General features: G+C 61.7%; 14 protein-coding genes and 4 tRNA genes. 7 read left to right on the forward strand and 11 right to left on the reverse strand.

What is annotated here, in order from left to right:
* The first annotated feature begins 235 nt into the window (after window positions 1-235).
* The 4 genes from ACQ4WR_RS23865 to ahpF all read left to right on the forward strand — a co-directional run bounded on the left by ACQ4WR_RS23865 (window position 236) and on the right by ahpF (window position 5,982).
* Window positions 236-2,959, forward strand: a complete 2,724-nt coding sequence (locus ACQ4WR_RS23865) for an EAL domain-containing protein (RefSeq protein WP_436490321.1) — start codon at window positions 236-238, stop codon at window positions 2,957-2,959.
* Window positions 2,960-3,129: 170 nt separating this feature from the next.
* Window positions 3,130-3,528: a DUF3597 domain-containing protein gene (locus tag ACQ4WR_RS23870; protein WP_436490323.1), complete on the forward strand. Its 399-nt coding sequence runs from the start codon at window positions 3,130-3,132 to the stop codon at window positions 3,526-3,528.
* 188 nt (window positions 3,529-3,716) lie between these two features.
* The gene (ahpC, locus tag ACQ4WR_RS23875) at window positions 3,717-4,280 is read left to right on the forward strand and encodes an alkyl hydroperoxide reductase subunit C (RefSeq protein WP_092717461.1); all 564 of its coding nucleotides are present in this window, start codon (window positions 3,717-3,719) and stop codon (window positions 4,278-4,280) included.
* Between the two features lie 106 nt (window positions 4,281-4,386).
* Window positions 4,387-5,982, forward strand: a complete 1,596-nt coding sequence (gene ahpF / locus ACQ4WR_RS23880) for an alkyl hydroperoxide reductase subunit F (RefSeq protein ID WP_436490325.1) — start codon at window positions 4,387-4,389, stop codon at window positions 5,980-5,982.
* A gap of 72 nt (window positions 5,983-6,054) precedes the next feature.
* On the opposite strand, the gene ACQ4WR_RS23885 is transcribed toward ahpF, so the two are convergent.
* From ACQ4WR_RS23885 to ACQ4WR_RS23920, 8 genes are all read right to left on the reverse strand, one after another.
* A complete protein-coding gene (locus tag ACQ4WR_RS23885; RefSeq protein WP_436490327.1) occupies window positions 6,055-6,393 on the reverse strand; it encodes a CzcE family metal-binding protein in 339 nt (112 codons plus the stop codon).
* Between the two features lie 141 nt (window positions 6,394-6,534).
* Window positions 6,535-7,161, reverse strand: a complete 627-nt coding sequence (locus tag ACQ4WR_RS23890; RefSeq protein WP_436490329.1) for an ABC transporter ATP-binding protein — start codon at window positions 7,159-7,161, stop codon at window positions 6,535-6,537.
* Complete coding sequence (locus tag ACQ4WR_RS23895; protein ID WP_436490331.1) at window positions 7,152-8,249, reverse strand: hypothetical protein; 1,098 nt, start codon at window positions 8,247-8,249, stop codon at window positions 7,152-7,154. Before ACQ4WR_RS23895 ends, ACQ4WR_RS23890 begins: the two co-directional genes overlap by 10 nt.
* 161 nt (window positions 8,250-8,410) lie before the next feature.
* A tRNA-Asp gene (locus ACQ4WR_RS23900) sits at window positions 8,411-8,487 on the reverse strand.
* Between the two features lie 54 nt (window positions 8,488-8,541).
* Window positions 8,542-8,617: transfer RNA gene (locus ACQ4WR_RS23905), tRNA-Val, on the reverse strand.
* Between the two features lie 217 nt (window positions 8,618-8,834).
* Window positions 8,835-8,911: transfer RNA gene (locus ACQ4WR_RS23910), tRNA-Asp, on the reverse strand.
* Between the two features lie 54 nt (window positions 8,912-8,965).
* Window positions 8,966-9,041, reverse strand: a tRNA-Val gene (locus tag ACQ4WR_RS23915).
* 99 nt (window positions 9,042-9,140) lie between these two features.
* Window positions 9,141-11,285: a S9 family peptidase gene (locus tag ACQ4WR_RS23920; protein WP_436490333.1), complete on the reverse strand. Its 2,145-nt coding sequence runs from the start codon at window positions 11,283-11,285 to the stop codon at window positions 9,141-9,143.
* Between the two features lie 199 nt (window positions 11,286-11,484).
* Here ACQ4WR_RS23920 and dinB point away from each other — a divergent pair, with 199 nt between their 5' ends.
* A complete protein-coding gene (dinB, locus tag ACQ4WR_RS23925) occupies window positions 11,485-12,684 on the forward strand; it encodes a DNA polymerase IV (protein WP_436490335.1) in 1,200 nt (399 codons plus the stop codon).
* A gap of 117 nt (window positions 12,685-12,801) precedes the next feature.
* On the forward strand, window positions 12,802-13,698 hold the full coding sequence (locus ACQ4WR_RS23930) for a recombination-associated protein RdgC (RefSeq protein WP_034754435.1): 897 nt from the start codon (window positions 12,802-12,804) through the stop codon (window positions 13,696-13,698).
* A gap of 135 nt (window positions 13,699-13,833) precedes the next feature.
* Here the strand turns inward: ACQ4WR_RS23930 and ACQ4WR_RS23935 are convergent, their stop codons facing one another.
* Window positions 13,834-16,569 carry a TonB-dependent receptor gene (locus ACQ4WR_RS23935; protein WP_102293813.1) on the reverse strand — a complete coding sequence of 912 codons (2,736 nt, stop codon included), beginning with the start codon at window positions 16,567-16,569 and terminating at the stop codon, window positions 13,834-13,836.
* Between the two features lie 594 nt (window positions 16,570-17,163).
* The gene (locus tag ACQ4WR_RS23940) at window positions 17,164-17,649 is read right to left on the reverse strand and encodes an asparaginase domain-containing protein (protein ID WP_436490338.1); all 486 of its coding nucleotides are present in this window, start codon (window positions 17,647-17,649) and stop codon (window positions 17,164-17,166) included.
* Window positions 17,650-17,817: 168 nt separating this feature from the next.
* Between ACQ4WR_RS23940 and ACQ4WR_RS23945 the strand changes: the two genes are divergently transcribed.
* Complete coding sequence (locus tag ACQ4WR_RS23945) at window positions 17,818-18,591, forward strand: L-asparaginase (protein WP_102293812.1); 774 nt, start codon at window positions 17,818-17,820, stop codon at window positions 18,589-18,591.
* Here the strand turns inward: ACQ4WR_RS23945 and ACQ4WR_RS23950 are convergent.
* Window positions 18,579-19,592, reverse strand: a complete 1,014-nt coding sequence (locus tag ACQ4WR_RS23950; RefSeq protein ID WP_436490340.1) for a D-2-hydroxyacid dehydrogenase family protein — start codon at window positions 19,590-19,592, stop codon at window positions 18,579-18,581. The genes ACQ4WR_RS23945 and ACQ4WR_RS23950 overlap by 13 nt on opposite strands.
* Between the last annotated feature and the right edge of the window lie 102 nt (window positions 19,593-19,694).

Below are 19,694 nucleotides of genomic sequence, written 5' to 3' on the forward strand. Positions count from 1 at the left end.
AAAAACATCAACGATATTGCCCTGAGTGAAATAATTATCCATTGGCAAAAGGGACGGCTACAATAGCCTCATCCCTGCCAGTTCGGCAGTCCTCCTGTGGTGCCCTGCCATGCCAATGGAAGCATTGCGTGCTTGCCGACCTCGATTGCCGCCGTCCGGTGGCAGGCGCGCGCATGGCTGGCTGGGCTGTCTTTTCCTGTTGCTGCTCCTTGCCATTCCGGCCCGGGCGCAAGCCTTGGAGCGGGTCGCGCTGCAACTCAATTTCACCCACCAGTTCCAGTTCGCCGGCTATTACGCGGCCATCGAGCAGGGCTATTACCGCGAGGCGGGGCTGGATGTCACGCTGCTCGAAGGCGGCGCCGGGCGCAGCGCCGAGGCCGCCGTGCTGGATGGGCGGGCCGAATACGGCGTCGGCAACAGCACCTTGCTGCTCAGCCGCCTGGCCGGCAAGCCCGTGGTGGTGCTGGGCGTGGTGTTCCAGCATTCGCCCAGCGTGCTGCTGATGCGCCAGCAGGGCGGCGCGCCCGACGTGCGCAAGCTGGCGGGCGCAGCCGTGATGATCGGCATGCCCGGCGGCCAGCCCGCCGGCGCCGATGAAGTCTCGCTGTTCCTGCAGAAAATGGGCGTCGCGCCCGGGCAGATGCAGCATTTGCCGCCCAGCTATCGGGTCGAGGACATGATCAATGGCAAGGTCGAGGCCATCGCTGCGTATTCGACCAATGAACCGGACTACCTGGACCGGGCGGGATTTTCCTACTATCAATTCACGCCGCGCTCGGCCGGCATCGATTTTTACGGCGACAACCTGTTTACCAGCGAGCAGGAACTGCGCCGCCATCCTGAACGGGCCAAGGCTTTCCGCGCGGCCAGCATGCGCGGCTGGCAATATGCGATGGCGCACCGCGAACAGATGGCGCAACTGATCCACGCCAGCTACAGCCAGCGCCACGACCGCGCGCACCTGCTGTACGAGGCGCAGCAGATGGAACTGCTGCTGCAGCCCGTGCTGGTGGAGCCGGGCTACATGAATCCCCAGCGCTGGCAGCATATCGCCGATACCTATGCGGCCATGGGCCTGCTGCCGGCGGATGCCACGGCCAGCAGCGCCTACAAGGGTTTTCTTTACCGTCCCGTGCCGGGCGCCGACCTGGGCTGGCTGTATTTGTCGCTGGGCGTGGCGGGCAGCCTGCTGGCCGTGGCGGCCGCTTTTCACTTCAGCAACCTGGCGCGCGAACGGCGCCGCACGGAAGACACCATCCGCCAGGGCGAATTGCGCTTTCGCACCATGTTCGAGGAAGCGCCGATGGGCATCGCCCTGATCGATACCGTGAGCGGACAGTTTCTGGATATCAATCCGCGCTATCTGGCCATCGCCGGGCGCAGCCTGGAACACATGAAGCAAAGCAGCTGGATGGAGATCAGCCATCCCGACGACGTGCCCGGTGAACAGGAGCAGGTGGCGCAATTGCTGGCGCGCAGCGTGCTCGGCTTTCGCCACTCGAAGCGCATCGTGCGTCCCGATGGCGCCATCGTGTGGGTCGACGCTTCCGTGACGGCCATCGCCACGGCGCGCCATGGCGGCCCGCACCACCTGTGCATGCTGGAAGACGTGACGGACAAGCGCCAGTCGGAAGCGCTGATCTGGCAGCAAGCCAATTTTGATACCCTGACGCAATTGCCGAACCGCCGCATGTTCCACGAGCGGCTGCGCCAGGCGCTGGCGCAAGGGCGCCGCGATGCCAGCCGCGTGGCCATCCTGTTCATCGACCTCGACCACTTCAAGGAAGTCAACGACACGCTCGGCCACCACCAGGGCGACATCCTGCTGATCGAGGCGGCGCGGCGCATCCGCGTGGGCGTGCGCGAGACGGACACGGTGGCGCGCCTGGGCGGCGATGAATTCACGGTGATCCTGTCCGACCTCGACGACTTGCAGCAAGTGGACCGCATCGCCCGGCAAATTCTCGACGGCTTGCTGGCGCCATTCCTGCTGGGGCAGGAGCAGGCTTTCGTCTCCGCCTCGATCGGCATCACCTTGTATCCCGATGACGCGGGCACGATCGAAGACTTGCTCAAGCATGCGGACCAGGCCATGTATGTGTCGAAAGGCGCGGGACGCAACCGCTACAGTTATTTCACGCCGGCGCTGCAGGTGGCGGCCGTCAACCGCATGCGCCTGGGCGCGGACTTGCGCACCGCCTTGCGCGAGCAGCAGATGCAGCTGGTCTACCAGCCCATCGTGGCGCTGCGGGACGGGCGCATCGTCAAGGCGGAGGCGCTGCTGCGCTGGAACCATCCGCAGCGGGGCGTGGTGTGCCCGCCCGATTTTCTCGCGCTGGCCGAAAGCAGCGGCCTGATCGTGGAAATCGGCGACTGGGTGCTGCGCGCGGCGGCGGCGCAGCTGCAGCGCTGGCGCGCGGGCGGCGATGCCGGCGCAGCCGACTTGCAGCTGTGCATCAACCTGTCGCCGCTGGAGTGGCAGCGCGAGGCCGAGGCGCCAGGCGCCTGGCTGCGCCAGTTGCAGGCGCTGGGCGTGCCCGCCTCGGCCATCGTGCTCGACATGCGCGAAGACGCGCTGCTGGGAACTGGCGAGAGCATGGCCCAGCGGCTGCAGCATTTGCGCGCGGCGGGCGTGCAGATTGCCCTCGACGACTTTGGCAGCGGCCATGCCTCGCTGACGCAATTGCAGCAATGCGGCATCGATTACCTGAAGATCGACGGCGCCATGGTGCGCAAGCTGGCGCCCGGCACCAGCGAACTGGCCCTGTGCGAAGCCATCATCAGCGTGGCGCACAAGCTGGGCCTGCAGGTAATTGCCGAAGGGGTGGAGACAGAAATGCAGCGCGCGCTGCTGCTGGAACTGGGTTGCGACCATGCGCAAGGCTATCTGTTTGCGCCGCCGCTGGCCATCGAGGCGTTCGACGCGCTGCTGCGGGCGCAGCGCCCCTTGCACCCTTGAAACAGGCGGCGATGCCGCCAGATTGGCCTTGGGCCTGCGGGACGGGGCTCCCGGCCTGAACGGGCTTATACTCGATCAGCTGGCGCCTGCGCCCGGCTCCAGCTGTCACCGGTCACCGACCGGGCGCGCAGGCAATCCTTCTTCCATTCACTCCAACGCGAGGTGTACTCATGGGCATTTTCAGCAATATCTACAACAAAATCTTCCACCATTCATCCGACGCTGCCACGCCGGCCGCCGCCACGGCGCCAGCGGCCGCCCCAGCTGCGGCCCCGGCCGCTCCTGCCGCCGCCCCGGCCGCCGCTGCGCCCGTGGTGGACGTGGAAGTGGTGCTGGTCGACCTGGCCAACAAGAGCGCGGAAAAACTCAATTGGCGCACGTCCATCGTCGACCTGATGAAACTGTTGCAACTCGACAGCAGCCTGGCCGCGCGCAAGGAACTGGCGCAAGAGCTGCATTTCACGGGCGACACCAACGATTCGGCCAGCATGAATATCTGGCTGCACCGCCAGGTGATGATCAAGCTGGCGGAAAACGGCGGCAAGGTACCGGAAGAACTCAAGAACTAAACACCTGGCGGCGGCAGGGGTATCCACTGTCACCGCTATCCAATCGCGTGGGAACTGCCTATCATGGAGTTCCCATAGTGTCATGATAGCTAAAACCAATTGAAACTATTGTGACAATCAATTTTGCATATGGGTTAAAACCCCTTACACTAGAGTCTTACTGATTCACCACACGAGAGGAAATGACTATGTCGCTGATCAATACCCAAGTTAAACCATTCAAGGCAACCGCATACCACAATGGCAAATTCGTCGACCTGACGGAAGCGTCGCTGAAAGGCAAGTGGTCGGTATTCGTCTTCTACCCAGCCGACTTCACCTTCGTCTGCCCAACCGAACTGGAAGATCTGGCCGACCACCACGCTGAATTCCAGAAGCTGGGCGTCGATGTCTACGGCATCTCGACCGATTCGCACTTCGCGCACAAAGCATGGCACGACACCTCGGACGCCATCAAGAAAGTGCAATACGCACTGATCGGCGACCCAACCGGCGCCCTGTCGCGCAACTTCGAAGTCATGATCGAAGAAGAAGGCATGGCACTGCGCGGTACCTTCGTCATCAATCCGGACGGCTTCATCAAAGTGCTGGAAGTGCATGACAACGGCATCGGCCGTGACGCATCGGAACTGTTGCGCAAAGTTAAGGCAGCTCAGTACGTTGCCGCTCACCCAGGCGAAGTATGCCCAGCCAAGTGGACGGAAGGCGCAGCAACGCTGACCCCATCGCTGGACCTGGTTGGCAAGATCTAAGTCTTGACGCCTTGAAGTACACAGCAGCAAACAAGTAGTTACCGCGATGCCGGACCGGGTGTCCGGCCCGGCATTCGCCTAAATATTTGTAGAAAAGGAAAAAATCATGTTAGACGCCACCCTCAAAACCCAACTGAAATCCTACCTGGAAAAAGTGGTGTATCCGCTTGAGCTGGTCGCCTCTCTCGATGACAGCGCAAAAGCCCGCGAGATGAAAGAATTGCTCCAGGAGATAGTCCTGTTGAGCGACAAGATCACGCTGGTCGAGCGCCTGGAAGCTGGCGTACGCACCCCGTCGTTCAGCATCAACCGTGCAGGCTCCGACATCGGCGTGCGTTTCGCCGGTGTGCCGATGGGCCACGAATTTACCTCGCTGGTGCTGGCGCTGCTGCAAGTGGGCGGCCACACCATCAAGTTCGACGAGGCCGTGATCGAGCAAATCCGCAACCTCGACGGCGACTACGAATTTGAAACGTTTATTTCGCTCTCCTGCCATAACTGCCCGGAAGTGGTGCAGGCATTGAATGCGATGTCGGTGATCAACCCGCGCATCAAGGTCACCACCATTGATGGCGGCGTGTTCCCGCAAGAAGTGGAAGAGCGCCGCATCATGGCCGTGCCGATGATGTTCCTGAATGGCGAACACTTTGGCCAGGGCCGCACGAATGTCGAGGAAATCCTCGCCAAGCTCGACACCAATGCCGGTGCCCGCCAGGCCGAAGCGTTGAACAAGAAAGACGTGTTTGACGTGCTGATCGTCGGCGGCGGCCCTGCCGGCGCGGCAGCGGCCATCTACGCGGCCCGCAAAGGCATCAAGACGGGCGTGCTGGCCGAGCGTTTCGGCGGCCAGGTACTCGATACCCTGGCGATCGAAAACTTTATTTCCGTCAAGGAAACCGATGGTCCGAAGTTCGCCATGGCGCTGGAACAGCACGTCAAGGAATACGAGGTCGACATCATGAATACCCAGCGCGCCGCGAAATTGACGCCGGGCAAGCTGGTGCAGATTGAAACGGCGAATGGCGCCGTGCTGAAAGCCAAGACCGTCATTCTGGCCACCGGTGCGCGCTGGCGCGAAATCAACGTGCCGGGCGAGAAGGAATACCGCAACCACGGTGTCGCCTACTGCCCGCACTGCGATGGTCCTTTGTTCAAGGGCAAGCGCGTGGCCGTGATCGGCGGCGGCAACTCGGGCGTGGAAGCGGCGATCGACCTGGCCGGCCTGGTGAAACACGTGACCCTGATCGAGTTCGGCGCGGAATTGCGCGCCGATGCAGTGCTGCAACGCAAGCTGCACAGCCTGCCGAACGTGACCGTGATCACCTCGGCGCAAACCACCGAGATCCACGGCGACGGCAAGATCGTCAATGGCCTGAGCTACACGGACCGCGTCAGCGGCGAGTCGAAGAAGGTCGAGCTGGAAGGCGTCTTCGTGCAAATCGGCCTGGTGCCGAACACGGAGTGGCTGAAGGGCACGGTGGCACTCTCGCGCCATGGCGAAATTGAAGTCGATGCCCGCGGCCAGACCTCGATCCCCGGCGTGTTCGCTGCCGGCGACGTCACCACGGTGCCGTACAAGCAGATCATCATCGCCACCGGCGAAGGTGCCAAGGCAGCGCTGTCCGCCTTTGACCACCTGATCCGCTCGGACGACGAGGAAGTGGTCGACGAGTCCGCAGCCAAGGAAGCACTGACGGCGTAATGATTCAGCGGTATCAAGAAAAACCGGAGTGGCCGCAAGGCTGCTCCGGTTTTATTTATGCGCGCAGCAAACTCAGCTACCCGCGTACTGGGGATTGGCGGCGACATACACCTTGATGCCATCGACAGGCATGTCCTGCGGTGCGATCGCGGCCAGGGCGAAGACGGTTTTGTTGCTGAAGGTTTGCACGTGCCACGTAAAACGCTGGCCGGCGCGCGCGATGGTGACGGTTTCGCCGCGCGTGACATTGATGTGGCGCGTGTCCGCCTGCAGCTCGATGGTGCGCTGGGCCGCGCCGTGGTGGGCCGCGCTGCCATAGTCGGCGGCCGTGCCGGTCGGGCCGGCGGCGAGGGTGGACGTGGCAAACATGGCGCACAGGATGGCCAGGGCGCTGCGGTGGGTGTTCAACATGCGGATCTCCAGGATAGGCGTGGCGTGCCGGTAAGCCGCCGTGTGTCGCCATTTGTTATACAGGCTGCGCCGGGATCGCCGGCGCGGACAAGCCGGCATCGTAAGCGCAAGCTGCCGGATCTGCAAAGCTGTATTTCCTGTCTATATTTCCACCGTGGCCGCCAGCGGCACCTCCGGCGCCAGGTGGCTGGTCAGCACGATGCACTGGCGCGCCAGACGGGCTGGCTCGGCCAGGCGCGCGCGCAGGTGCGCCATGGCGGCCGCATCGAGTCCATTGAAGGGCTCGTCGATCAGCAGCAGGCGCACGGGCAAGGCCAGGGCCAGCGCCAGTTGCAGTTTTTTATGCTGGCCCAGCGACAGGGCGGTGATGCTTTGCTGCAAAGACGACGTCATGGCAAAGGCGCCCAGTTCCCCGTTCAGCAGGGCCTGGTCTGTGCCCGGATACAGGGCCAGGTGCAGGTCGAGAAATTCGTGTACTTGCAGCCAGGGCAGGGCGGGGGCATCGCCGCCGCAATAGAAGGCTTGCGCGCGGTAGGCCAGCGGCAGGCGGGCGCTGTCGATGTCATCGAGGCGGATGCTTCCCCGTGCGGGCAGCAGGGCGCCGCCCGCCAGTTTCAGCATGGTGGTCTTGCCGGCGCCGTTGGCGCCGCGCAGCCAGGTGATGCCGGGGCCGAATTGCTGCGCGAAGCGCTGGAACACGCTGTGCGTGGCGAAATGAAAATCGAGCTGTTCTATCCGCAGCACGGGAGAGGGGGCATTCAATTCCATAATTCGCTTCCGATGGCGCTCAAGGCAAGGATGGAGAAAACGACGAGGGCGACGCGCCCGCGCGCCGTCAGGCGGGGCAGGCCGACGATGGCCAGCAGGGCTGCGCTGGCCGTGATGGCGTAGACGCTGCTCACGCGCTGCAGCAGGACGGCTGGGTCCAGGCAATACAGCAGGACGCCGGCCCCCAGCAGCACGGCGCCGGCGGGCAGCAGGCTGAAGGCGCAGGCCAGTCGGATCAGGCCGCGGCTGGAGAGGGGCCAGGCGTTCAGCGACGGGCGCAGCACGGCGATCTGTTCGCGCACGGCCTTGTCGCCCCGGTCCGTCAACAGGATCAGGCTGGCGCTGGCCAGCAAGCCCAGCAATGGGGCGGGCACGAGCGGCACACGCAGCAGCCAGGCCAGCATGCCGGCGCCGGCGCTGGCCAGCAGCACGCTTTGCTGGATGCCGATGACGTTTTCATTGCGCCAGAACGGCAACCAGAACAGCTGGCGCCACAGGAACAGGGTGTGCCAGCGGGGCAGGCGCGGCACGTAGGTGTGCATGGTGGGCGCGCGTGCCCGTTGCGCTGGGCGCGGTGCGCGCAGGCGCAGGGCGATGATGCAACTTGTTAAGATCCAGGCCAGCAACCAGACGCCAGCGGTGGCCGCCATGCCGCCTACGGCAACCGGGCGCAGCCAGGGCGGCGACTGCAGCAGCCAGATGCTGGCCGACACAGCATAGGCGATGCCCAATGGCAGCATCAGCAGGCCGGCCACGGCCACATCCGCCTGCCAGCGCAGGCGCGGCGGCAGGGGCAGCTGGCGCAGCCAGGCGGCTGTAGTGGCGGGCAACAGCCGCTTGCGCAGCAGCCAGGCGGGCAGGCAGGTAAGCAGCGCTTGCGCGCCCAGCAGACCCAGCGCGGCGGGCCAGGGCAAACGCATGGCAAGAAAGCCGGGCAGGGCGATTACGCTGAGCAGGCCCAGCAGGACAGGGCCGGCAAGGAAAAAGACAATTTCCATGGAACTCGTCAGGCTGGCGGCAAATTGCAGCAAAGCATGATGGGCCAGGCGCAGCCGCAGGGCGATGTAGGGATGAGTGCGGCGGGACAAGCGCATGCGGTCGGAAGCGAAGTCAGGTGAGCGCTGATTTTAACAGCCGGGGTCAGGTCCGCCGCAGCGCTACCTTGCAGCTTCAAGCCAAGGTTTGCGAAATCTGATCGCAGAATGGGAAAAGCCCTTCGGTTCAGAGAACCAAAGGGCTTTTCTTTTATTGGCGGAGCGGACGGGACTCGAACCCGCGACCCCCGACGTGACAGGCCGGTATTCTAACCAACTGAACTACCACTCCAAGCTCGTATGATCTGTGTTGCTGATCCATGAAGCACTGGATAATTTTCTGTTTTGGTGGGTGCTGAGAGGCTCGAACTCCCGACCTACGCCTTGTAAGGGCGCCGCTCTACCAACTGAGCTAAGCACCCGCATACCCAGAAAACTATCCCGACGTTTGTCACCACGTCTGGAAGAGGCACTATTATAGGGGGCGCTATGCCGCTTGTGCAACTATTCTTATGGGATAAAAGCAGATATTTTGCTGAAAAACGCAAAAATGTTCGGAGGAGGGGCGGTGGGCGCATTTTCTGGCCCGGAAATGGGAAAAGCCCTTCGGTTCAGAGAACCAAAGGGCTTTTCTTTTATTGGCGGAGCGGACGGGACTCGAACCCGCGACCCCCGACGTGACAGGCCGGTATTCTAACCAACTGAACTACCACTCCAAGCTCGTATGATCTGTATTGCTGATCCATGAAGCACTGGACAGTTTTCTGATTTGGTGGGTGCTGAGAGGCTCGAACTCCCGACCTACGCCTTGTAAGGGCGCCGCTCTACCAACTGAGCTAAGCACCCGTTGCTTGTCTCAGAAAACCATCCCGACGTTTGTCACCACGTCTGGAAGAGGCGCTATTATAGGACGGCTAAAATCCTTGTGCAAGCGCTTTTTTCACATTATTCCGTGATATTCCACTGCGACAGCATCCAGGCCATGTTGAACGCGCTTTCCTGGATGGCGTTGTAGCGGCCCGATGCGCCACCGTGGCCGGCGCCCATATTTGTTTTCAGCAGCAGGGGATTGCTGTCCGTTTTATGCGCGCGCAGCTTGGCCACATATTTTGCCGGTTCCCAGTACATCACCTGGCTGTCGTTCAGGCCCGTCGTCACCAGCATGGCGGGATAATCCTTGCGGGCGATGTTGTCGTAGGGCGAGTAGCTGAGCATGTAGTCATACGCGGCCTTCTGGTTCGGGTCGCCCCATTCCAGATATTCGCCCGTGGTCAGCGGCAGGCTGGCGTCCATCATGGTGTTCATCACGTCGACAAAGGGCACGGCCGCGTGCACGGCGTGGAACAGTTCGGGGCGCTGGTTGACGACGGCGCCCATCAGCAAGCCGCCGGCGCTGCCGCCCTGGATGATGAGGCGGTTCGCACTCGTCCATTTTTCGCGCACCAGGTAGTCGGCGCTGTCGATGAAGTCATTGAAGGTGTTTTTCTTCTTCATCAGCATGCCATCCTCATGCCACGCTTCGCCCATGTCCGTGCCGCCGCGGATATGCGCCTGCGCATAGATGACGCCCCGTTCCAGCAGGCTGATGCGGCTGATGGCGAAACTGGCTTCCGTGGAAATGCCGTAGGAACCATACGAATACAGCAGCAGCGGGGCGGAGCCGTCGAGCTTGACGCCCTTCTTGTAGACGATCCACAGCGGCACTTGCACGCCATCGCGGGCTTTGACCCACAGGCGCTGCGTGGTGTAGCGCGCCGCATCATAGCCGCCGACGATTTCCTGCTGTTTCAGCACCGTGCGCTTGCCATCCTTCATGCTGACGTCGATGACGGTAGGCGGCGTCACAGGCGACTGGTAGGACATGCGAAATTGCGTGGCGGCATAGTCGGGCGTGCCGGCCGCCGTGGCCAGGTAGACGGGGTCGTCGAACTGCACCGTCTTCCAGTTTTTCTGCGCGAAATCATAGATGCGCGCACGGTTCAGGGCGCGCGACTTTTCCATTACCACCAGGTAGTTCTGGAACGCATCGATGGACTGGATGACGGCATCCTTGTTGTGCGGCACCAGCGGCTTCCAGTGCTTGGGCTGCGGCTGCGACAGGGGCGCGCTGACGATGCGGAAGTTTTTCGCATCCTTGTTGGTGAGGATGTACAGCTGGCCGTCGCGGTGCTCGACGCTGTAGCGGTGGCCCTTTTCGCGCGGCAATACCGGCTGGAAACTGCCCTGCGGCGTATTGGTTGGCAACAGCTGCACGTCGCTGGTATCCGTGCTGCGCGAGCTGAGCACAAAGAAACGCTGGTCGCGCGTGCGGCCCACGCCAATGGCGAACTGTTCCACAGGCTCGTGATACACCTGCTGTGGCGTGCCGCCCAGGGCCAGGCGGAACAAGCGGTCCGAGCGCTTGGTGGTGGCGTCTTCCTGGGCCAGCATCAGGGTGGCATTGTCCGCCGCCCAGGCCAGCGACGTGACGCGCGGCATGGTGTCGGTAAGCAGCTTGCCGGTTTTCAAATCCTTGACATGCAGGTCGTATTGGCGGAAACCTGTCGTATCCGTGGTGTAGGCCAGCAATTGTTCATTCGGGCTGACGGCAAACGCGCGCACGGCAAAGAAGGTGTGGCCGTCTGCCAGCTGGTTCTGGTCCAGCAAAATTTCTTCGGCGACGCCCGCATCATAGGCACCCTTCGCACCCACGGCGCGCCGGCAGTGCAGCGGGTATTGCTTGCCCGCTTCCATGCGCGTGTAATAGTAGAAATTGCCCATGCGCACAGGCACAGACAAGTCCACTTCCTGCATGCGGCCCTTGATCTCGGCGTAGATCTTGTCGGCCAGCGGCTGGATCGGGGCCGTGACGGCGGCCGTGTAGGCGTTTTCCGCATTCAGGTAGTCGATCACGGCGGGATCGGTCTTCTTTTGCAGCCAGCGGTAGTCGTCCGTAACGACGGTGCCGTGGCGGGTTTCCTGCCAGGCGGTTTTGGCGGCGACAGGGGCGTCGGCAGCCAGCGCGGATGGCGATAGCGTGGACAGCAGCAGAGCCGGCAGCATGGATGTGCAGACGGCAAGGCGGCGCAAGGCGTGATGGGCGATAGACAAGGCAACTCCCTAGGTTTCGTTATTGTGCGGAGATTCTATTCTTGCCAAATAGAAAAGCCAATGCTGATTTCAATCAATACGGTTCCTGCTTGCATCTGCGCTCGTTTCCGGCGATACTGTATAAAACAACAGTGTTTAACCGTATTCTGCCTGTGGAATGTCCTTTCCCTCTGGCAGGCCGACCCGCCGCGAGGTGTCCTTGAGCCCATCTGCCCCCACCCTGCCTCAGTCATCCGCGCCGCACCAGGTGGCTGCCCGCCGCTGGATCGCGCACCTGGACATGGACGCTTTCTTTGCCTCCGTGGAATTATTAAAATATCCGGAATTGCGCGGCGAGCCGGTGGTGATCGGTGGCGGGCGCTTGCAGCAGCCCGTGCTGCAGGAAGACGGCACGCGGCAGTTTGCCCGCATGCGCGACTACGTGGGACGCGGCGTGGTCACCACGTCGACCTATGCGGCGCGCGCGTTTGGCGTGTTTTCCGCCATGGGCATCATGAAGGCGGCCAAGCTGGCGCCGGACAGCATCCTGCTGCCGGCCGATTTCGAAGCCTACCGCGACTATTCGGCGCGCTTCAAGCAAGCCGTGGCCAATCTGTGCCCGATCATCCAGAACGTCGGCATCGACGAAATCTATGTCGACCTGACGGAACATGGCGAGCAGGCGCCGGCCATGGCGGCGCGCCTGAAGGCGGCCGTGTTCGAGGCGACGGGGCTGTCGTGCTCGATCGGGCTGGCGCCGAACAAATTGCTGGCCAAAATCTGTTCCGACCTGGAAAAGCCGGACGGGCTGACCATCCTGGCGCCCGAGGATATCGCCACGCGCGTGTGGCCCCTGGCGGCGAAAAAGATCAATGGCATCGGCCCGAAGGCGACGGCCAAGCTGGAAGCCTTGGGCATCGTCAGCATCGGCGAACTGGCGCAAGCCGACATGGCCATGCTGCGCACGCAGTTCGGCGACCTGTACACGGGCTGGCTGCGCCAGGCGGCGCTGGGCATCGATGACCGCCCCGTGCAGACGAGCCGGGAAACCAAGTCCGTCAGCCGCGAAACGACGTTCGAGCGCGACTTGCAGGTGGTGCGCGACCGCGCCACCCTGTCGGAAAAGCTGGAAAGCCTGTGCACGCGCGTGGCGGGCGACCTGGACAAGCAGTCGCTGGCGGGGCGCACGGTGGGCATCAAGCTGCGCTTCGAGGATTTCAGCACCGTCATGCGCGACATCACCCTGCCCAGCGCCACGGCGGACGCCGCCGCTATCCTGCGCGCCAGCCGCGACTGCTTGCGGCGCGTGCCGTTTGAAAAGAAAATCCGCCTGCTGGGCGTGCGCATTTCGGCCCTGTGCGACCCGGCCGTCGTCACGCGGCAGGCACCCGCCCAGGCCGAGCTGTTTCCCGCCCTGTAGCGGCGTTTCCCCTGATCACAAGCACCGCGCCAGGCTGCGCTTTTGACGGCATGACCGCGTCGAAAGTGTAGAATGGCGTTCCCCTGGCACTACTGAAACAAACGGAAGACAAAAACTATGTGGTTCAAGAATCTTCAGATTTACCGCCTGCCCGCACCATGGGCTTACACGCCAGAACAACTGGAAGAGGCGCTGTCCTCGAACAAATTTACGCCGGCGACCAGCATGGATCTGATGCGCCAGGGCTGGGATACGCCACGCCCGAACGGCGGCCTGGTCCACGTGGTCAACAAGCAGATGCTGATCCTGCTGGGCACGGAAAAGAAATTGCTGCCAGCCACCGTCATCAACCAGGTGGCCAAGGCCCGCGCCGCCGAGATGGAAGAAGCGCAAGGTTTTGCGCCCGGCAAGAAAGCCATGAAGGAATTGAAGGAGCGCGTCGCCGACGAACTGTTGCCGCGCGCCTTCAGCATCCGCAGCAACGTCTGGACGTGGATCGACCCCGTCAACGGCTGGCTGGTGGTCGATGCCGCCAGCCCGGCGAAAGCCGATGAAGTCATCAAGCTGCTGCTCAAAGCCGTGGATAAATTGCCGCTGGAAAGCCTGCGCGTGCAGCGCTCGCCCGTGGCGGTGATGACGGAATGGCTGCAGGCCGACGATGCGCCTGCCGGCTTCACGGTCGACATGGATACGGAATTGCGCGCCACCGGCGAGAGCAAGGCCACCGTGCGCTACGTGCGCCACACCCTGGAAGCGGACGACGTGCGCCGTCATATCGCGGCCGGCAAGCAGTGCACGCGCCTGGCCATGACGTGGAACGACAAGATCTCCTTCGTGCTGACGGAATCGCTGGCCATCAAGAGCGTCAAGCCGCTTGACGTGATCAAGGAAACGGAATCGAGCACAAAGAACGACGAAGAGCGTTTCGACGGCGACGTGATGCTGATGACGGGCGAGCTCTCCAAGCTGATGGCCGACGTGGTCGAGGCATTGGGCGGCGAAGCGACGGCGTAAGCGTCGTCATGCAGGAACAAAAAAGGAGCTGCGGCTCCTTTTTTTTCGCCTGGGCAATCTGGCGGCACATAAAAAAAGCGCCTTGCACGGTGAAGTGCAAGGCGCTTTCTGGACAAGCTAATTTAAGACATCACATTAGAACTTGTAGCTACCGGTGAAGTAGAACGAACGCATCATTGGATCAGCGTAGCGTGGATCGAAACCAACCTGGTGGCCCGACGAAGCGCGCAGCGACAGCGGCGGTTCACGGTCAAACAGGTTCTTGATACCAGCGCGCAGCGTCACAGCCGAGTTGAAGGCATAGCGGCCTTGCAGGTCGACGGTGGTGTACGACGGTACTTGCAGGCGGATCGTTTCCAGGGCCTTGGTATCGACGTTCAGAACCGAAGCGGCTGCATCGGTGTAGCCGTTACGATAGCTGACAACCATGGTGCTGGTCAGTTTGCCGGTTTCCAGGCTCATGTTCAGCTTGACCAGGTTACGGAACGTGACTGCATCGGTGATACCGAAGTAGTTCATGTTGGTCGTCCACTGATTCTTGGTGCCTGGCACGGTGTAGTCAGCCTTGAGCATGTGGGTGCCGCTCAGGTTGGCCGTGAAGTTACCGAAATCAAACTTGTGGCGACCGGTCATGTCCCAGTCGATACCGCGGTTATGCGTCTGGCCGATGTTCATCGACAGCGATTTGAACGCATAGTAGGTATTGCCGGTCGATGGCTCGGTGTAGGTGCCGAACAGGTCTTTGTACAGCGCTGGATTGCCGAAAGCCTGGGTTTCGCTGACTGCCGATACCGCGTCGGTGATTTTCACGTCCCACAGGTCGGCGCCGAACGAGAATGCCGAGCTAGGTTCGATGCGGAAACCGACGGTGTATTGCTTCGATTTTTCCGGCTTCAGGTTTTCGTTACCACCAGACAATTGGTTGTACTGCGTGGCTGCTGGACGGCACAGGGCATCGCCTGGGAACGGGCAGTTCCATGGTTTTGCGGTGAAGCCGTTGTTGACCAGCGGCTGGCCGATGTCCAGCATGCTCGGTGCCTTGAAGCCCGTGCCGTACGAACCGCGCAGCAACACTTGCTGCACTGGCTGCCAACGTGCCGTCACTTTGTAGGTGCTGGCGCTTTGGTCTTTACCGATGGACTTGTTGATGACACCGTTGTCGATCTTGGTGATGGTGTCGTAACGGCCAGCCAGGCTCACTTCCACCGTTTTGGTGACAGGTGCCAGCAACTCGGCGAACACGCCGTAGGTTTCACGGCTCAGGTCGTAGCGTGCCGAGGTGTTGAAGTTGTAGATCGTGTCGCTGCTCGCGCCGCTCGATGGCGATTGCTCATACTTGTATTCGCGGTAGTCGCCGCCGATACCGATATTGGCCTTGCCGCCTGGCAGGGTGAACAGTTCACGCGAACCGTGCGCATCGATACCGCGCATGGTGGTCGATGCCGTACGGATCGAACCGTTGAATTGCGACTTGTCGATCAGGTTCTGCAGTGCTGGCGATGTGTTGCCGGCAGGAATGAACGGATTGAACAATGGGTTGGTTTGCATGGCCTTGAAATCTGCGTTCTTGGCATACCCGCCCACATAGCGCTCGTCGATGGCGTTTTGCGACCAGGTCAGGCCCGATTCCACGTTCCACTCGCCGACTTCGCCTTCCACGCCGACCACGAAGTGCTTGGTGTCGGTGATGGTGTTGCTGGCGCGGGTGCCCCAGTCAGCCATGCGGTAGTTGGCGGTAACGGATTTCACATCGTCATGCTGTGCTTGCGTCAGGCCCGGGCGTACGTACTGGTTGTACAGCGCGCTGTCCTTGGCGATGCTGATAGGCACCGGGTTGGCAGCGATACGCGCGGTCAGGTCGAAGCGCGACAGGGCTACTTCGGCAAACGCATTCAGGTTGTCCGACAGTTTGTAGGTACCGCGGGCGAACAGGCTGTCGCGTTTCGATTCTGGAACGATTTCAACCGTCGAGCCGCCGTCAAAGCCGCAAGCCTTGTCGTTGGTTGCCGTGACGTAGTTGGTCGGGCCGCAGTTGCCGTTGGCTGCCAGGTACGGGTTGAACATGACCGACGAGCTGGCCTTGTTGTTGAAGGCGACCGTGGCGTTGGCTGGTGCGGTCGAGGTGCTGGTACGGTCGTAGATGTAGTTCTTGCCGCCGTAGCTGACAGGAATGTACGACGAGCGGGCGAACGAGCGGTCCGTTGCCTTCAGTTTCGATTGCTCATCGTGGCGGTACGATACCAGCACGTTGAAGCGGTTTTCGTCCAGGTCGCCGAAGCCGTAGGTAACGTTGGTGTTCCAGGCGTTGCCGCCTTTGTCTTCCGGACCGCCGTAGGTGGCTTCCAGGGTGCCGCCCTGGACGTTTTTCTTCAGGATGAAGTTGATCACGCCGGCAATGGCGTCCGAGCCGTACAGGGCCGAAGCGCCGTCGGTCAGGATCTCGACGCGCTCAACAGCGCTCATTGGAATGGCGTTCAGGTTGACGGAGGTGCCCGAGCCTTGTGGGGCGATGCGGCGGCCGTTCAACAGCACCAGGGTGTAGCTTTCGCCGATGTCATGGATCGAGGCGCTGGTGCGGCCACCCGAGTTGGAACCAGCGGCAACGGCGCCGATGGTGAAGCCTTGCATGGCGGGCAGGCTTTGTACCAGGTCAGCCACGGTGGTGGCGCCGGTACGCGCGATCGCTTCTTGCGTCAGGCGCTGCACTGGCAGTGCGCCTTCGACGGCGATACGTTTGATACTCGAGCCGGTAATTTCAACTTTTTGAATTGCTTCGTCTGCCATGGATTGGCCAGAGAACAAGACGCTGCCTGCCAGAACGGTCAGGGCCAGGCGCACGCTGCGCGCGCCGATTTTTTCTTTCAATGCCATTATAACAATTACTCCGTAGTAGTTTTAATAACGACAAGCGGCACCCGAACCGGCATGACCGGCGGATAGTCGGTCTGCGATGGCGAGTACGGTAGGCGGACACATGCCCGGACGGGCAAGGAAGACTACTTCGTGCAATATTGTTATAAATGCACTTTTTACTTGTCGAGGCAAACATTATGTCGTCTCAGCAAGAAAAAATGGACATCAACCGTGTCGGATTTGGCAATAAATTATGGATGCTGAAGAATATTTCAAAAATTTGTTAAATGGCGATAGTTTATTTGAAAAAATCATTGTTTTAAAAAATGATTAATGGCGTTTTTTTACAACATAAAATTATTGTATTGGCAATTCGATGAATTACCAGCAATAATTCGATGAAAAGTGTTGCCTATCAGAATTTGTGAAAGGTAAAAAAATGTAAAAAAAAGCCCGCAAAAAGCGGGCTTGTTGATTTGCTGAAGATTAACAATCAGGCGGCTTGCTTGCCTGCCTGCCCTTCTGCAGCGTGCCAGGACGTCAGGCAGGCCGAGGGGCCTGCAGCATGGCAGATTGTTGTTGCGCTGCGACGTTGCCGCATCACAATGAGTTCTACAGCGGCTGGAAGACGCCAGCGGCGCGATTCTTTTGCACGTTGTCCCAGGCGAAGATCTGGCCATTCATGGCCACGTACACGCCGGCTGGCAAGGTTTGCGCCACGCCGCAGGCAAAGCCCAGGTTGAACAGGGCGTCGGAATTGTCGATTTCGTAGGGAATCATGGCGCCCGTGAGAATCACCGTCTGCTGCAGGTTCGCCGCGCCCAGCACTTGCGCCGTTTCGCGCATGGTATCGGTGCCGTGGATGATGACGATGGCTTTTTCCTGTGCCGCGCGGCACGAGGCCAGCACGCGCTGGCGGTCCGTATCCTGCATGTCGAGCGAGTCGAGCAGGGGCAATTGCTCCAGCGCCACCGGTGCCGTCATGCGCGCACGGGCGATGGCGGCCGGCAAATGACTGTCGGAAAAGCCCAGGGTACCGTTCAATTCATTGTAGTGTTTGTCGAAAGTGCCGCCGGTGGCGAGTATGCGCAAAGTCATGATGTGGTCACGATGTCAGTGGAGAATGACGGGCATGATATCGTGGAATGGCGCCATTGCGTGAATGTCGATCCCGCCCGGCCGCCCCGGGCTTGTCGCGCATCTGGAAAATTCGGCCATCTGCGCATACACTTGTTTCTTTGCTTGCCCACCGGCCAGATACCCCGTATGAAAGCGCTCGCTCCCGGCACCGTCATTTTTCACCGCCACCGCGGTTATGGCGTGATCACGTCCGTCAATTTGCTGACGGGCTGGATCGCGGCGCGTTTCGGCAGCGAGGCGCGCACCCTGGACCTGAACCTGTCGACCGACGACGTGCAGTTCGCCGATGGCGAGGCGATCCTGTTTCGCCGCGCGCCGCCCGACCGCATGCCGCACGCGCGCCTGATGGCCATGGTGCGCGAACTGCACCAGGCCGGCTATCAAAAATTATATTTGTATTCCTGGCCGAAACCATCGGGCCTGCACTGGCGCTGGCATTTGTTTACGGGGCCGCGCGACTGGATGCAGCGGCCCTGGCGCGAAGGCTGGTATGGCTCGGGCGCCGACTATAACGTCAATCCCGTGATGGGCTGGGGCGATACGCCGGGCGCCTCCACGGGCGAGCTGATCGATGCGCTGGCGCGTTTCGACCCACAGGGCCTGGCGCAGGCGCTGGGGCGCGACGTTGACCACACGGAATGGTTCGCCCGCGTCTGTGACGCCTTGCTGCCCGATTACATGTACAGCCTGGACATGCAGCGCACGGAAGGCGAGCCCTTGCAGGACATGCCGCCCGTGCCGGTGGTCGCCGTGCGCGCCGGCGTGGCGCCGTATGCGGGGCCGGACCTGTCCTGGCCGCCCGGCTGGGCCGGCCTGTGGCGCGGCCGGCACGTGCTGCCGGCGCCCGCCATCCGCGTGACGGGCGAGCCGGATTTGCTGAAGGGCTTTCAGCGCTCCTGAGGAGCTTGGCGCGCATGCGCCAGCACCTCAGGGTTGAGCAGGCGCGTGCATTGCTGCTGCGTAAAATCGACGATGTTTTGCAAGGCGTAGCGGAAATACAGCTCATAGCTGTCCCGCTCGACATAGCCCAGGTGCGGCGTGGCCAGCACGTTCGGCAGCAGCAGGAGCGGCGAGCCGGGCGGCAAGGGTTCATCCGTAAACACGTCCAGCGCGGCCGCGCCCGGGCGGCCCTGCGGCAAGGCCGCTTCCAGCGCCCCGTCGGCGACCAGTTCGGCGCGGCTGGTATTGACGAACAGGGACGCCGGCTTCATGCGCGCCAGGTCCTCTGCCGTGACCAGGCCGCGCGTCTTGTCGGACAGGCGCAAATGCAAGCTCAGCACATCGGCTTGTTCAAAGAAGGCCTCGCGCGATGGCGCCGCCGTGTCGCCCGCCGCCACGGCGGCCGCGCGGCTCGCTTCGCTGCCCCAGACGAGGATATTCATGCCAAATGCGCGGCCATAGCCGGCGATCAATTGCCCGATCTTGCCATAGCCCCAGATGGCCAGGGTACGCCCCTTCAAGACCGTGCCCAAGGTGTTGCGCGCCGGCTCCAGCGATGACGTCTGCCACAGGCCTTCCTGCAAATGCTGCGCGTAGGGCACGATCTTGCGCTGCGCCGCCATGATCAGGGCCCACGTCAGTTCGGCCGGCGCCGTGGGCGAGCCGATGCCTTCGGCGATGGCGATGCCTAGTTCCGTGGCGGCCGCCACGTCGATGTGGCCGCTGACCTTGCCCGTTTGCGAAATCAGTTTCAGGTTCGGCAGCTTCGACAGCAAGGGCCGGTTAAAACTGCTGCGTTCGCGGATCAGCACCAGCGCGTCGAACGGCGCCAGGCGGATGGCCAGCTGGCCCAGTCCCCGCGCCGTATTGCTGAACACTTTGACCTCATGTCCGTCGAGCAACTGGAAACAATCGAGGCCGCGCACGGCATCCTGGTAATCATCAAGTATGGCAATTTTCATGGTGGATGGCCGATTTTAGTGAGGATTTGGTAGGGAAATAACAGGATACGGGAAATGCTGAATAGCCTACTACATTAGTCAAGCTATTCTCCTACATTTTTG

The sequence above is a fragment of the Janthinobacterium amylolyticum genome, assembly GCF_051380655.1.
GTDB lineage: Bacteria > Pseudomonadota > Gammaproteobacteria > Burkholderiales > Burkholderiaceae_D > Janthinobacterium.